The sequence below is a fragment of the Solirubrobacter soli DSM 22325 genome (genome assembly GCF_000423665.1).
GTDB lineage: Bacteria > Actinomycetota > Thermoleophilia > Solirubrobacterales > Solirubrobacteraceae > Solirubrobacter > Solirubrobacter soli.
On record NZ_KE384072.1, the window covers coordinates 80,863 to 94,999 of the forward strand.

Genomic DNA, 14,137 nt, shown 5'->3' on the forward strand with positions numbered 1-14,137 from the left:
GATGCTACGACGCGGCGGCGAAGTCCTTCGCGAACACGTCCGCTTCAGGTGAGCCCTTCTTTATGAGCGTGACCCCGACCGTCGTCGAGCCGAGCTTCTTTCCCTGCGCGTAGGCGAGCGGAAGGTCGACGAGCGCGTTCGCGAGATCGGACAGGCGGGCGGCGGCGAGGGCGTCGACGCGACCCAGCGCGCGTGCGTCGCTCAGCGAGGGCGCACCGAGCCCACCGACGTAGCGATCACCCGCCACGTCCGCCGCTCCGACCGCGGTCAGGTCGTTCCAGCAGAGGATCAGGTCGACGTCGTTGTCGCGCAGCGCGGCCGCGACGACCGGCTTGGCGTCCGCCTCGGCCTGCGCCTCGACGGTCGCGGCGATGTCCACCATCCCGCCGATGGCGGCCTCCGCATCGGCGAAGCCGGGGGCGAACGGGAGCGGGACGGGCGGTTGTTTCGGCGGCCGGATGACGAGGGCGCGCTTGCCGTGCTTCGCCGCGTCCGCCGCCAGCAACCGCCCCGCTTCCGCGCGGTCGACGACGATCCCCGCCGACTGGTGCTCGAGCGGCGTGACGTAGCTCACGACCGCGACCCCGTTCTTGAGCGCCGCCGCCGCGATCGGCTCGACCTGCGCGACGTCGTACGGCGCGATCGCGACGACGTTGAAGCCGCCGCGGTCGCCCGTCCAGCTCTTGAGCTGCTTGACCTGCTCGCCCACGCCGTTGGCGTCGTTGGAGAACGTGAGGTCGGCGCCGACGGCCGCCGCGCGCGCCAGCGCGAGCCGCTTGAGGTCCTCGAACGGCGCGTAGAAGGAGGCGTAGTCGATCGCCACCGAGCGGCGCGCCTGGGCGCGGGCCTGGGTGTTCAGGCGCGGGTCGTCCTTCCCGCCCGCGCAGCCGGCGAGCACGGTCGCGGCGGTTCCGAGCAGGAACGTCCTGCGGTTCATCGCGCCGCCCGTTGCTGGGCGAACGTCAGCGCCGCGCCCACCACGAGCACGAGCAAGAGCAGCACGAGCACGTTGGCGGTCGCGCCGGCCGGGTCGGAGGCGGACAGATCGAGCAGCACGGTCGAGGCGAGAGTATTCGTGTGGCCCTCGATGTTGCCGCCGACGAGGATCACCGCGCCGACCTCGGCCAGGGCGGACAGCAGCGCCGCCATCACCGCGGCGAAGATGCCGACACGCGCCTCGCGCACCGCGAGGACGCCCCGGGCGCCGCGCGAAGCGCCGAACGCGCGGGCCTGGTCGATCAGTCCGAACGGCAGGCCGGCGATCGCGGCGGCGGAGATCGCGATCACGATCGGCAGCGCCAGCATCGCCTGGGCGATGACCATCGCGGTCATCGTGTTGGTCAGCTCCAGGCGGCCGAGCGGGGACGCCGGGTAGAAGGACACCGCGAGGTAGATCCCGAGCACGACCGGCGGGAGCCCCAGGCCGGCGTTGGCCATCACGATCCCGGCTCGCCGAACCGTCGTCGGCCGCTCGGTCAGCCAGACCGCGATCGGCAGCCCGATCAGCAGCGCCAGCGCGGTCGAGGCGAGCGCGAGCTCCAGCGTCCTCACGAGCGTCGTCCACACGTCGATGTCACCCGTGAAGATGCGCTCGAGCGCCTGCCGGAACATGACGAAGATGAACTCCACTAGAACACCACGCCCCCGTCGATGCGCACGCCCACCTCGTCGCCTTCGTCCGGGCCGGGATACGGCGTTCGGGCCTGCACGCTCCCGCCCTCGACCGTGATGTCACAGAGGACGCCGTCCTCCTCGGGGATACGCCGGGCGACGGTGCCGCGAAGCGGCGAGTCGGGGTCGAAGGCGACTTGGGCGGGCCGCACGCACCGCACGCCGCCGTTGACGCGTACCTCGCCCGTGAACCCGAGGAACCGGGCGACCTCGCGGGTGGGCGGCGACTCCAGGACCGCGCGCGGCTCGCCGGACGCGGCCAGACGGCCGTCGAGCAGGATGATCAGCCGATCGGCGAGCGCCCACGCCTCCGCGCGGTCGTGGAGGACGACGAAGGTGGCTCTCCGCGGATCGCGCAGAACGTCGGCGGCGTCGCGGAGCAGCGCGGCGCGGGTGGGTGCGTCGACGCCCGCGAACGGCTCGTCGAGGAGCAGCGCGTCGGCCTGCAGGGCGATCGCGCGGGCGAGGTGGACGCGGCGGGCCTCGCCCCCGGAGAGCGTGCCCGCCGGGCGTTGCGCGAGCTCGCCGACTCCCATCCGTTGCAACGCTTCATCGGCGCGGGCGGCGCGCTGCGCCTTCGGAACGCCCCACCAGGCGAGCGCGGCCTCGACGTTCGCCCGCACCGTGCGGCGAGCGAGCGCGGGTGCCTGCAGCGCGGCCGCGACGCGGCCGTCGACGGTCACCGTTCCGTCGATCGGCGGCATCAGGCCGGCGAGGGTGGCGAGCAGCGTCGACTTGCCGGCGCCGTTGGGGCCGAGCACGGCGACGAGCTCGCCGCGGGCGAGCGTCAGGTCGATCTCCGAGGCGACGGCGGTCCCTCCCCGCCCGACGGCGAGGTTCGCGGCCGTCAGGACCGGACCGGCAGCCACCGCGGGCGCTGTCCGTGTTGGACGGTCGTCAGCACCGCCGCGACGACGAGGAAGATGCCGAGCATCGCGGTGCCATACGCGACGGCTTCGGCGTTGTAGCCGCCCATGCGCCAGACAACGAGGGTCGCGGTGGGCAGTGTCTGCGCGTCGGCGAGGTTGCTGACGACCAGGAGCGCGCCGATCGACGCCATCGTCGTGCCGAGCGCGGCGATCAGCGCCGCCAGGACGCCCACGCGTGCCTCCCGCAGCGCGAGTGCCGCGACCGCCGTCGCCTTCGCGCCGTACGCCCGCGCCTGGTCCAACAGCCCGATCGGGACGTTCTGGACCGCGGCGCTCGTCAGCGCCACGATGACCGGCAGCGCGAGCAGCGTCTGGCACAGGATCGCGGCGTTGAAGGTATAGATCCAGCCGAGGCCCGAGAGCGGGCCGCCTCCCCACTGCGAGCTCGGCCACATCAGCAGCCACAGCAGGTGGCCGAGCGCGACCGGCGGGATCCGCAGGCCGGCGTTGAAGACGCTCAGCGTCGTCTTGCGGCCGCGGAAGCGCCCAAGGCCGAGCGTCACCCCCAGCGGCACGCCCATCACCGCCGCGATCGCGGTCGACTCGAAGCCGATCCGGAGCGTCTTGAGCGCCAGATCGACCGTGTCGTACTGGAAGCTCATTTGCTCTCGTCGTAGACGAGGCGACCGTCCGGCAGGCGGTAGACCGACCCGACCCGCTCGCCGACCCCCGCGGCCCGCCGGCCGGAGAGGTTGACCGTGCGGACCTTGTCGCCTTCCTTGATCACGACCGTCTGCCCTTTCGCCGTCTGGCGGACGATCGTGACGTCCTTGTTCGTCAGCAGCTCCGTGAGGTTGACCGACTGCAGCGCGGCGAGCAGGAACGCCACCGCGAGCACGATCCCGAGGTCGAACATGTTCACGAGCCCGTCGAGCGGGTCGCCGTTGTTCTCGGCACGGTTGCGCGCGCGGGGCGTGACGCGGGTCATGACTCCTCCAGGAGCGCCGCGACGAACTCGAGGTCGGACAGGTCCTGCGCGTACAGCCGGTCGCGCACCAGAGAGATCGCGAACGCCACGGCACCGACGAGCAGCCCGAGCACGGTGATCGAGAACGCCACCCGCAGGTTGTCAGTGAGCTGGTTGACGTTGCCCGCCTGCAGGCCGGTCAGCGCGGGCGAGAGCGGGATCAGCGTCCCCATCAGCCCCAGCGCCGGTCCCGCGCGGACGAGCATGCGCGTGCGCTCGAGCCGCCTGAGCGACTGCAGGTCGTAGTCCGCGAGGCTCTTCGCGATCCGCGTCTCCGCCCCCGGCCCTCGCGCCTGCCCCGCGACCCGCACGAACGTCGCCGCCATCAGGTCGCTCGACGCGGCACCCCGGAGCGCGCCCAGCGCGCGGTTGCGCGCCTCGTCGGAGTCCGCCGTGCGGGTGGCGACCGCGGCCCGTTCGAGCACGTCGCTGTCACGCCGCCGTCGTCGCACCAACTCGGCGATCAGCCCGCCCAGTTCGACGATGACGAGCGCCAGCGCCCCCAGCGCCAGCACCAGCACCGGGATGCGCAGAACCGTGGACGCGTCATAGACGACGTCCTCGACCGATGCGACGACATTCATCGCCGTCTGACCCCACCCTCGCGCACGGCGCCCAACAGCAGGAGACAGATCAACCCCGCAGTCCCCCCGATCCACCCCGCGACAGATGCCTCGGCGCCTCCGCCGCGGCGCGCGCGGGAGCGCTCCTGCGCCAGGGGCTGAGACGATTGAGCGGCCGCGATGACATCGGCGACCGTGCCCGAGGACGCGAGCAGGATGCCCTCGACGTGCTCACCCTTCGCGCCCGTCGAGGGGGCCGCGACCGTGGGCGCGGGCGTCGCCGTCGCGGCGGCCGTTCCCGTGGGCGCAGCCGTGGCCGCGGGCGCCGCCGAACCGTCGCCGCCGTCGTCGCCGGAGCCCGAGCCGGACCCCGAGGCCCCCGGCGTCGCGGTGGCCGTCGCGGACGGATCGCCCTGCTTGCCGCCCTCCGACCGGCGCTCGCCGGTGCCCTTGCTCCGCGACGGACCGCTCGACCGATCGTTCTTGTCGCCCTCGCCGCCGCCGGACTTGCCGTTCCCACCGGCCCCGCCCCCGCGCCTCCCGCGCCCGGTGGGCGTGGCGCTGGGCGTGGGCGTCGCACTTGCGACCGGGGTCGGCGACGGCGTCGGAGTCGGCGTGGCGGGCGCGGGCGTGCCGACCTGGACCCCGTCCTCGTACACGCGGACGCCTGTCGACCCGTCGTCGCCGATCACGGTGACGCTCGGCTGGTAGAAGCCGTTGTCCGCGTACGCATGCGGAACCGATGGTCCGCCTACGGTCGTGGCCGTATGGCCGTCGCCGAAGTCCCAGTTGTAGGTCCACGCGATCCCGCCCAGGTCCTGCGGCACGCTTGCGGTGAACACAACCTCGGTGTCCTTCGGGGGCTTGGGGTCACTCACGTCCAGACCGACCGTGCGGATGTTCTTGCCCTTCGTCTCGACACTCACGTCAAGCGGGTCGCGGACTGTCGCGACCCTCGACCGGACGTAGTCGAGGCCGTTCTCGTCGGTGGGGCTCGCCATCGGACGGATGAACTCCATGCCCTGCCCCGACTCGGTACCGAACGTCGCCCGCCGCGGACCTTGCGGATCCCCGGTGTAGAAGGCCGAGATGTGGTCCTCGTCGATCACCACGTCGCCTGTGCCGGAATCGTTGGCGACTCGCAGTTCCTTCACCTGATCCGGCGGCATCCCGATGAGCTTCATGAACTGGAACACCGACACGCCTTCGACGGTCCGGGGGTCTTGGTTGGTGCCGAACCGCCGCAGGGTGAAGTTCGCGTTGGGGCTGACGACGTCGTTGTTCTGCTCGAGCCGGCCCATGTCGATGAACAGCCGGCCCGGGTCGCTGTCGAACCGCACCGAGACGCCGTCAGCCGCGCTTGCCACAGGGGCGAGCGCGGCCGTGACGAGGACGGCTATCACGAGGGCGCGGAGCGCCCGCACGACTAAATCAGGGTGAAGTTCCGAGTCAGTTCCCGTTTGTTGCCGGCGAGGTCGGTGGCCGTGATCTGGAGGCGGTACTTGCCGGCCTTCAGGGCCTTGTGGGTGCCCTTGACGGTCTTGGCGGCGGTCGACTTCAGGGTCACGGTCTGGACCTTGGTGAACTTGTTGCCCTTGGCGGCCTTGCGTTCGATGACGAGCTTGATCGTGCCGCCCTCGGAGATCTTCAGCGAGACACCGCGGCGGGTCAGCGACACGGTGCTGACGGTCGGGCGGGTGGTGTCCTTCGGCGGGACGACCGTCGGGGTGGGCGTGGGCGTCGGGCTCACCGTCGGCTGGGGCGTCGGGATCGCTACGACGCCGAGATCCTGGGTCGACGGGCTGAACTGGTTGTAGGTCGACGCCGGGGCCGCGCCGGTGGAGAACCGGTAGCGGGTCGTCCTGCCGATCGCGGTCGTGAGGCTGAAGGCGCCGTTGGCGTCGGTCTGGACGGGACCGCCGATGTTCTTCCAGGTGCTTCCGTCGTCGGTCGACTGCTGGAGCTGGACCGGCAGGTCCTTGATGTTCACGACGCCGCTGACGCCGCCCGGGAGACGGTTCTTGGCGACGCCGTCGAGCTCGATCGTGTCGCCGGGCGCGGCCACCTGCGGCAGCGGGGTGTCGAGCGTCAGCGACGGGAACGCGTTCGGCAGGAACGCCGGGTCGACCGCGTTCGGGAACCCGAGCAGCGATGCCTGGAAGCCGGGCGAGACGAGGAAGTTGACGAAGCGGGTCGCGGCCGCGACGTTCGGGATCGGCGGCGCGGCGAACTTCGCCGGGTTGACGATGTAGACGCTGAACGGGTTGATCAGCAGGTTCTCGCCGCCGCGCACCGCCGCCGTGTTCTTCTCGGCGACGATCTTCAGGTGGGTGACGACGCCGTCGTTGACCTGCTTGTTGAACGTGCCGCGGTCGAGCATCGTGTAGCAGCCGTTGCCGGCGACGACGCAGGCCTCGACGCGGCCGAGGTTCTCGGCCTGGCCGCCGCTCTGGCGCACGTACCAATCCGGGTAGGTGCCGCCCGTTCCGGGCTCGAAGCGCGTCGTGTCCAAAGCGGGCGCGTTCGACGCCTTCTGCTTGGTGATCGTGCTCAGGCCCCACATGATCTGCTCCTGCACGTTGGTGCCGGAGTTGTCGGCGCGCGAGCGGAAGCGGACCTTCGTCGAGTCGGCGGCGCCGGCGGCGGCGATGTCCTCGAACGCGCCGACCGCGTCGTGCGGGTGCTTGGCGGCGACGCCCGCGGGATCGTCCTTGGGGCCGACGATCACGTAGTCGGAGTAGAAGATCTGGCGGCCGAGACCGAGGCTGTAGCCGTCCTTCACGAACTGGTCTTCGAGCGATGGGGCGTGGGTGATGACGACGTCCGCGAGGCCGTTGCGGGCGTTGGTGAGCGCGGCGCCGGTGCCGACGGCGTGGTAGGCGATCGTGTCGCCCGGTTGCGCGGCCTTGTAGGCGTTCTCCAGCAGGCCCGTGACGAGGCCGGCATCGACCGTGTCGGTCGTGCTCTCGATCCGGATGTTGTCCGCGCTCGCCGCTGTGGGCAATGCGAGCCCAGCGGCCATCACGGCCGCGACCCAACCACTTCGTCGCATCCCTACGTCCTCCCCGACACTAGTCCGGTTTTGAATTCAATCGTGGACTACCGGCGCGAGTCAAGCCGTGAGTAGTCAGTCTTTGACTATTACTCACCCTGATGACCTACCGCGTGACCCAGGAGTTCCAGAGTGGCGACGAGCCGCTGACCCAGGAGGCGGCGGACCGCCTGCTCGCGCGCCTGCGCGCGACCGCGCCCGAAGCCGAGGCCGAACTCGAGCTCGGGCTCGGCCGCTTCATGGTCAGCCTGACGTTCGAGGCCTGCGACGAGGAGACGGCGATCAGCCTCGCCCGCACGACGGCGGCGACCGCGCTCGGCGGTCGCGCCGTCGGAGTCGAGATCAGGCCAGTCGAACGGCGAACGCCTGAGATCCCACACGCAGCGTGTAGCGACCCTTCGTAAGCGTCCGCGTGGCCTTGAGCGAGCTCGCGATGCCGCGCGCGTAGACGCGACCGTTGCGGGTGAGCGTCGCCTTGCGGTTGGCGTACTTGACCGTGCACTTGACCTTGGTGCGCCCGGTGCTCTTGCACGTCACCTTGGCGTCGCGGCCGGCTGCACCCTGGTCGCCCTTGTCACCCTTCGGGCCGGCCGGGCCCTGCGGACCGGGCGCGCGCGGGGAGGCCTGCGTGGTGGGACCCGGGTCGCCCTGCTCGCCCTGCGGACCGGCGGGACCCACGGGACCGGTCGGACCCGCGGGACCGGGCACGGTGCCGTTGGAGTCATCCGACGAGGCCAGCCGCAGGTCGCGGATGCAGCTCACGTAGCGCCCGCCCTTGACGTCGCCGGGCACGATCAGCCGCGGCCCGACATTGCCCAGCGAGGCGTACTGCGAGCCCGCGACGTCGTCGTTGCGCTCGTCGTAGGCGATCAGGATGTCGCCGCGGTTGCCGAAGTTCGGGTCGATGTCACCCCACGCGATGATCGCCGCGTACGCGTCGGCGCCCGTGGCGGTGCGCGAGCCGGCCGCGCAGCTTGAACGTCGCGTCGGTGCCCGCCGCGTGGTCGTCCACGCACGGGTCGGCAGCATGCGCCGGGCCCGCGAGGACGGCGCTGGCGAGCAGCGCGCCGCAGGCGACGGCGAGTCGGGACCGGAACATCGCAACTCCTCCGCTAGTCAGAACGTGACTAGCGGAGCCTATGGGTCAGCTATGCAGTGCGTCAACGAAGCGCACCGCCGCGGCGGTGTTCTCCACCCGCCACAGCGCAAGCGTGCGCGAGAAGCCGTCGGAGGCGTCGAGCACCCCGCGCAGCTGGCGCTCCTGCTCGCGGAAGCGTTCGCGCTGGGCGTCGAGCAGCGCGTCCGGCGTCATTCCGCGCCGGTCGAGGAAGAGCAGCTTGAGCATCAGCTCCGAGCGGGCGTCGCGGACGTGCTCGACCGGCTGCTCGAGCCACGCCTGGACCTTCTCCCGCCCTTCCGCGGTCACCTCGATCACGGTGCGCTGCGGGCCGGCGGTGCTGGCCTCGGTCCCGGCGCTGTGCGTGAGCTCGCGGTCCGCGAGCACGTCGATCGTGCGATAGACGAGCGGCCGGCGCATCGACCACACCCGGCCCACCTCGCCACCGGGCTCGAGGGCGCGTGCGACCGCGAACCCGTGCGTCGGGCCTTCCTCGACGAGGGCGAGCACCGCCCACTCCCCGGTCGCGAGCTGGTCTGGACGCCGCCGCATGACATCTCGGACCGTACCGGCTTGCACCGATAGTCAACGTTTGACTATCTTGTCGCCATGGCCGCCGTCACCCTCGCGCGCCGCCCGTACCGGCCCCAGGCCCACCCAGGGCGGCGCGACCGCTGGTCACCTCCCGCGATCCTCGCGGCGCTGCGCGAGTGGGTCGAGCTGACCGGCCGCCCGCCGCGCCGGCAGGACTGGTCGGGGGAGCGTCCGGGCCGCGCGGGCGAGAGCCAGCGGCGCTGGATGCGCGAGCACCCGCGCTGGCCGTCGAGCTCCTGCGTCGCGCGGCACTTCGGCTCCTGGAGCGAGGCGCTCGAGCAGGCGGGCCTCGAGGCACGGCGCCTCACCTTCCCGACGACGGTGTCCGAGCGCGTGCTGGCGGCGCGGGCGCTGGCCGAGGCCGGGCACGGGCTGAGCGAGATCGCGCGCCGGCTCGGCGTCTCGCGGTCGAGCGCGTACAACTACCTCTGCGCCCGCGACTGCCCGGGCTGCGGCGCGCCGCTCCCCTCCCCCACGGCTGACGCGTGCCGGGAGTGCACGCGTCACCTTCCCTCGGTCGCGCGCGCGTGGACGCGCGAGGATGCGCTGGACGCGATCCGCGACTGGACCGACGAGCACGGCCGCCCGCCCACCTACCGGGACTGGACGCCCTCACGGCACCAGCCCGGCCGCTGGGAGGCCGAGAGCCCGCGCTGGCCGAGCGCGGCCGCCGTCTGCGCGTGCTACCCGGACAGCGCGGAGCCCTGGCTCACCGCGCTGCGCGACTCAGTCGGCCACGCCGACGATCACATCCGACGCCTTGACGATCGCCGTCACCTTCGTTCCCTCAGCGAGCCCGAGCTCGCGCGCGGCCTCGACGGTGATCGAGGCGACGAGCCGGATGCCGTTGCAGTCGAGCTCGACGTTGGCCGTCGCCGGACCCTCGGTGATCCCGGTGACGGTGGCGGGCAGCTGGTTGCGTGCGCTGAGCTTCATGGGTCAGCAGCCTAGACCTCGACGGCTTCTCCGATCGGCACCCAGCGGAACCGGTCCCTGATGCCCGCGGGGGCGGTCGCCAGCTCCGCCTCGATCGCCTCGCGGCCCTGCTTGAAGTGCGACCAGCCTTCGTAGTGGATCGGGATCGCCACGGTCGGCTGGACGATGTCGACGAGCTCGATCGCCTCGCGCGCGGTCAGCGTGTAGCGCAGCGGTCCGGTGACCGGGAACTGCACGCCGCCCATGTGCAGGATCGCGACGTCGATCCCCCAGCGCCCGGCCATCGCCTTCACGCCCTCGTAGAGCACCGTGTCGCCGGAGATCCAGATCACCCGGCCCTCGTGGATCAGCGTTAAGCCGATCACGTCGCCCACGATCGGGTGGCTCAACGGCGGACCGTGCCGGCACGGCGTCGCGATCACCTCGATCGGCGACTTCCCGGCCTCCTCGAGCCGCGTCCCCTCCCACGCCTTCAGCCCCTTGGCCGCGCCGCCGAGGCGATAGGCGCCCGAGGCCGTGGTGATCACGGTCTTCGCGAGCGGCAGCACCGCCCGACCGGCCGCATCGAGGTTGTCCTCGTGGTGGTCGTGGCTGAGCAGCACCGCGTCGATCGGCGGCAGGTCCCCCACCGCGATCGCCGGCCCGGCGACCTTGTCCGACGAGGTCCCCCAGCCGAAGTTGTAGTGCCCGCCGGGCGCGTCGAACGTCGGGTCGGTGAGCAACGTCCAGCCGCCCAGTTCGATCAGCGCCGTCGGTCCGCCGATGTGGGTGAGTTTCACGGCGCCAAAACTACAGGGGGGTGGGCGACGCGGAGGTCCACAGCGGACCCTCCTGTCGCCCACCCCCGCGCGGATTACGCCGCGGCGAGCACCTCGCCGTCGAAGTACGCCTCGCCCGCCTCGGCGCGGGCGACCAGGGATTCCGGCGGCGTGAAGCGCTCGCCGTACGTCTCGGCCAGCTCACGCGCGCGGGCGACGAAGCCCGGCAGGCCGCCGTCGTAGCCGTTGATGTACTGGAGGACGCCGCCCGACCAGCCCGGGAAGCCGATGCCCATGATCGAACCGATGTTGGCGTCGGCGATGGACTCGATGACGCCCTCGTCGAGGCACTTCACCGACTCGATGGCCTCGATGAACATCATGCGCTCCTGCAGGTCGCGCAGCGAGATCGACGACGGGTCGGCGACCGGCGGGAACGCGTCGCGCAGGCCCGGCCACAGCCGCGTCCGCTTGCCGCCCTCGTACTCGTAGAACCCGGCGCCCTCGACCTTGGCGGGGCGCTTGAACTCGTCGACCATGCGATCGATCACGGCCTCCGCGGGGTGTGCGGTCCACGAATCGCCGGCGGCGTCGCGCGACGCGTTGCGGATCCGCTGCATGAGCTTCATGTTCAGCTCGTCGCTCAGCTGCAGCACGGGCGCCGGGTAGCCGGCCTGCGAGGACGCCTGCTCGATCGTCGGCGCGGGGATGCCCTCGGCCAGCATCGAGATGCCCTCGTTGATGAACGTGCCGATCACACGGCTCGTGAAGAAGCCGCGGGAGTCGTTGACCACGATCGGGGTCTTGCCGATCTGCTTGGCCAGGTCGAGCGCGCGGTAGACCGCGGCGTCGCTCGTCTTGGCGCCCTTGATGATCTCCAGCAGCGGCATCTTGTCGACGGGCGAGAAGAAGTGCAGGCCGATGAAGTCGGCGGGGCGGCTCACGTTCTCCGCCAGCGAGGTGATCGGGAGCGTGGAGGTGTTGGAGCCGAGCAGCGCGTCGGGGGCGAGGTGCGGCTCGATCTCGGCCATCACCTGGGCCTTCACGCCCGGGTCCTCGAAGACGGCCTCGATCACGAGGTCGGCGCCGGCAGCCAGAGACGCGTCCACGGTCGGCGTGATGCGCGCGAGCAGCGCGTCGCCCTTCTCCTGCGTGGTCTTGCCGCGGGAGACGCCCTTCTCGACCAGCTTGACGCTGTAGTCCTTGCCGCGGTCCGCCGCGGCCTGGTCGACGTCCTTGAGCACGACCTCGATGCCCGCCTTCGCGCACACGTACGCGATCGCGGCGCCCATCATGCCCGCGCCGAGCACGACGACCTTCTTGACGCTGGTCGGCTCCAGATCGTCCGGCCGCCCGCGCTTGCCGCCCACGGCCTGCAGGTCGAAGAAGAACGCCTGGATCATGTTCTTCGCCACCTGGCCGGTGACCAGGTCGGTGAAGTAGCGGCCCTCGATCTCGATCGCGGTGTCGAAGTCGACCTGCGCGCCCTCGACCGCCGCGGCCATGATGTGGTGCGGGGCGGGGTAGTTCGCGCCCTTGATCGTCTTGCGCAGGTTCGCCGGGAACGCGGGCAGGTTGGCCGCGAACGACGGGGTCGACGGCGTGCCGCCCGGGATCTTGTAGCCCTTGACGTCCCACGGCTGAACGGCCTCGGGGTTCTCCGCGATCCACTTCTTCGCGGCGGGCAGGAGGTCGTCGACCGTCGGCACGACCTCGTTGACGAGGCCGAGCTCGAGCGCCTTGGCGGGCCGCAGACGCTGGCCCTGCAGGAGCAGCTGGAGCAGCGCGTTGGCGATGCCGAACATGCGCACGGTGCGCGTCACGCCGCCGCCGCCCGGCAGCAGCCCGAGCTGGACCTCCGGGAAGCCGAGCACGGCCTTGGAGTCGTCGACGATGACCCGGTAGTGGGTCGCGAGCGCGATCTCCAGCCCGCCGCCCAGCGCCGCGCCGTTGATCGCCGCGACGACCGGCTTGCCCAGCGTCTCCAGCCGGCGCAGCTGCGACTTGAGCTCGCGCACCATCTGCGCGACCTCCGCCGCGTCCTCCTTGCGGGCGCGCTTGAGATCGTTGAGGTCGCCACCCGCGAAGAACGTCTTCTTCGCGGAGGAGATGATGACCCCCGTGATTGCGTCCTTCTCGCTTTCCAGCCGCTCGACCGTGGCGGCCATCGAGGCCTTGTAGGCCTCGTTCATCGTGTTCGCGGACTGGTTCGGGTCGTCGAGGATCAGGTTGACGACGCCGTCGGCGTCCTGCTCCCAGCGGATCGTGTTGCTCATCAGACGCGCTCCACCACGGTCGCGATGCCCATGCCGCCGCCGATGCACAGCGTCGCCAGCCCGTAGCGCTTGTTGGTGCGCTCGAGCTCGTCGATCAGCGTGCCCAGGATCATCCCGCCGGTCGCGCCGAGCGGGTGGCCGAGGGCGATCGCGCCGCCGTTGACGTTGACGCGCTCGAGGTCGATGTCCATGTCCTTGGCGAACCGCAGGACGACCGCGGCGAACGCCTCGTTCATCTCGATCAGGTCCATGTCGTCGATCGTCAGGCCGGCCTTCGCGAGCGCCTTCTTCGACGCGGGCGCGGGGCCGGTGAGCATGATCGTCGGGTCGGCGCCGCTCACCGCGGTGGCGACGATGCGGGCGCGCGGCTTGAGGCCCAGCTCCTCGCCGATCTTCGCCGAGCCGATCGTCAGCAGCGACGCGCCGTCGACGATGCCGGAGGAGTTGCCGGGCGTGTGGACGTGGTCGATCGCCTCGACCCAGTGGTACTTCTGCAGGGCGACGGCGTCGAACCCGCCGTGCTCGCCCATCATCGCGAAGGAGGGCTTGAGCGTCGCGAGCGTCTCGACGGTCGTGCCGGGGCGGATGAACTCGTCGTGGTCGAGGACGACGTTCTCGTTGATGTCGTAGACGGGGACGACGCTCTTGGCGAAGTAGCCGGCTTCGCGAGCCGCCGCGGCGCGCTCCTGCGAGCGGACCGCGTAGGCGTCGACGTCGTCGCGCGAGAAGCCCTCGACGGTCGCGATCAGGTCGGCGCCGATGCCCTGCGGGACGAAGCTCGTGTCGTAGGCGGTCTCGGGGTCCATCGCCCACGCGCCGCCGTCGGAGCCCATCGGGACGCGCGACATCGACTCGACGCCGCCGGCGAGGACCAGGTCCTCCCAGCCACTCGCCACCTTCTGCGCCGCGATGTTCACGGCCTCCAGGCCGGATGCGCAGAAGCGGTTGAGCTGGACGCCCGCGACGGTCTCAGGAAGTCCCGCCTTGATCGCCGCGGTCTTGGCGATGTCCGCGCCCTGGTCGCCGATCGGCGTCACACAGCCGAGGACCACGTCGTCGATCCGGTGCGGATCAAGCCCGTTGTGACGGCTGAGGGTCTCGTGCATCAGCCCGACCACGAGGTCCACGGGCTTGGTCGCGTGCAGCGACCCGTTGCTCTTGCCCTTGCCCCGTGGGGTGCGCACTGCGTCGAAGACCAGTGCTTCCGTCGCTGCCATGTTCGTCCTCCGGTCCAATCGCGAGGAATCAATTCTAGGCCAAACATTCGTTCATGA

15 protein-coding genes are annotated in these 14,137 nt (G+C 71.3%); 2 read left to right on the forward strand and 13 right to left on the reverse strand.

The features are described from left to right. Positions 1 to 4 precede the first annotated feature (4 nt). From G569_RS0139250 to G569_RS0139285, 8 genes are read right to left on the reverse strand one after another with little or no spacing between them, the layout of a single operon-like run. Positions 5 to 937, reverse strand: a complete 933-nt coding sequence (locus G569_RS0139250; protein WP_028067460.1) for a substrate-binding domain-containing protein — start codon at positions 935 to 937, stop codon at positions 5 to 7. Then, positions 934 to 1,629, reverse strand: a complete 696-nt coding sequence (locus tag G569_RS0139255) for an ABC transporter permease (RefSeq protein WP_028067461.1) — start codon at positions 1,627 to 1,629, stop codon at positions 934 to 936. The genes G569_RS0139250 and G569_RS0139255 overlap by 4 nt, the downstream gene beginning before the upstream one ends. Further along, a complete protein-coding gene (locus tag G569_RS63415) occupies positions 1,629 to 2,540 on the reverse strand; it encodes an ABC transporter ATP-binding protein (protein WP_053227681.1) in 912 nt (303 codons plus the stop codon). Before G569_RS63415 ends, G569_RS0139255 begins: the two co-directional genes overlap by 1 nt. Continuing rightward, complete coding sequence (locus G569_RS55415; RefSeq protein ID WP_053227682.1) at positions 2,519 to 3,202, reverse strand: ABC transporter permease; 684 nt, start codon at positions 3,200 to 3,202, stop codon at positions 2,519 to 2,521. Before G569_RS55415 ends, G569_RS63415 begins: the two co-directional genes overlap by 22 nt. Beyond that, on the reverse strand, positions 3,199 to 3,528 hold the full coding sequence (locus tag G569_RS55420) for a DUF2149 domain-containing protein (protein WP_037502471.1): 330 nt from the start codon (positions 3,526 to 3,528) through the stop codon (positions 3,199 to 3,201). Before G569_RS55420 ends, G569_RS55415 begins: the two co-directional genes overlap by 4 nt. After that, the gene (locus G569_RS55425) at positions 3,525 to 4,151 is read right to left on the reverse strand and encodes a MotA/TolQ/ExbB proton channel family protein (RefSeq protein WP_064750563.1); all 627 of its coding nucleotides are present in this window, start codon (positions 4,149 to 4,151) and stop codon (positions 3,525 to 3,527) included. The genes G569_RS55420 and G569_RS55425 overlap by 4 nt, the downstream gene beginning before the upstream one ends. Continuing rightward, positions 4,148 to 5,554, reverse strand: coding sequence for a PKD domain-containing protein (locus tag G569_RS59995; protein ID WP_028067462.1), 1,407 nt, complete (start codon positions 5,552 to 5,554; stop codon positions 4,148 to 4,150). Before G569_RS59995 ends, G569_RS55425 begins: the two co-directional genes overlap by 4 nt. Positions 5,555 to 5,556: 2 nt before the next feature. Then, positions 5,557 to 7,182: a substrate-binding domain-containing protein gene (locus tag G569_RS0139285; RefSeq protein WP_084286220.1), complete on the reverse strand. Its 1,626-nt coding sequence runs from the start codon at positions 7,180 to 7,182 to the stop codon at positions 5,557 to 5,559. 101 nt (positions 7,183 to 7,283) lie between these two features. Here G569_RS0139285 and G569_RS0139290 point away from each other — a divergent pair, with 101 nt between their 5' ends. After that, on the forward strand, positions 7,284 to 7,586 hold the full coding sequence (locus G569_RS0139290) for a hypothetical protein (RefSeq protein ID WP_028067464.1): 303 nt from the start codon (positions 7,284 to 7,286) through the stop codon (positions 7,584 to 7,586). On the opposite strand, the gene G569_RS0139295 is transcribed toward G569_RS0139290, so the two are convergent. Together G569_RS0139295 and G569_RS0139300 are read right to left on the reverse strand one after the other, a co-directional pair. Beyond that, positions 7,525 to 8,211, reverse strand: a complete 687-nt coding sequence (locus G569_RS0139295) for a collagen-like protein (RefSeq protein ID WP_028067465.1) — start codon at positions 8,209 to 8,211, stop codon at positions 7,525 to 7,527. The two genes, G569_RS0139290 and G569_RS0139295, sit on opposite strands and share 62 nt — an antisense overlap. Positions 8,212 to 8,326: 115 nt before the next feature. Next, a complete protein-coding gene (locus G569_RS0139300) occupies positions 8,327 to 8,851 on the reverse strand; it encodes a PadR family transcriptional regulator (RefSeq protein ID WP_028067466.1) in 525 nt (174 codons plus the stop codon). Positions 8,852 to 8,908: 57 nt separating this feature from the next. On the opposite strand from G569_RS0139300, the gene G569_RS66700 reads away from it, so the two are divergent. Continuing rightward, positions 8,909 to 9,844, forward strand: a complete 936-nt coding sequence (locus tag G569_RS66700; RefSeq protein ID WP_028067467.1) for a homing endonuclease associated repeat-containing protein — start codon at positions 8,909 to 8,911, stop codon at positions 9,842 to 9,844. Here G569_RS66700 and G569_RS0139310 read toward each other — a convergent pair. The 3 genes from G569_RS0139310 to G569_RS0139320 all read right to left on the reverse strand — a co-directional run bounded on the left by G569_RS0139310 (position 9,841) and on the right by G569_RS0139320 (position 14,080). After that, complete coding sequence (locus tag G569_RS0139310) at positions 9,841 to 10,608, reverse strand: MBL fold metallo-hydrolase (RefSeq protein WP_028067468.1); 768 nt, start codon at positions 10,606 to 10,608, stop codon at positions 9,841 to 9,843. The two genes, G569_RS66700 and G569_RS0139310, sit on opposite strands and share 4 nt — an antisense overlap. Positions 10,609 to 10,682: 74 nt before the next feature. After that, the gene (locus G569_RS0139315; protein ID WP_028067469.1) at positions 10,683 to 12,863 is read right to left on the reverse strand and encodes a 3-hydroxyacyl-CoA dehydrogenase NAD-binding domain-containing protein; all 2,181 of its coding nucleotides are present in this window, start codon (positions 12,861 to 12,863) and stop codon (positions 10,683 to 10,685) included. After that, positions 12,863 to 14,080, reverse strand: coding sequence for an acetyl-CoA C-acetyltransferase (locus G569_RS0139320; RefSeq protein ID WP_028067470.1), 1,218 nt, complete (start codon positions 14,078 to 14,080; stop codon positions 12,863 to 12,865). Before G569_RS0139320 ends, G569_RS0139315 begins: the two co-directional genes overlap by 1 nt. Positions 14,081 to 14,137 lie beyond the last annotated feature (57 nt).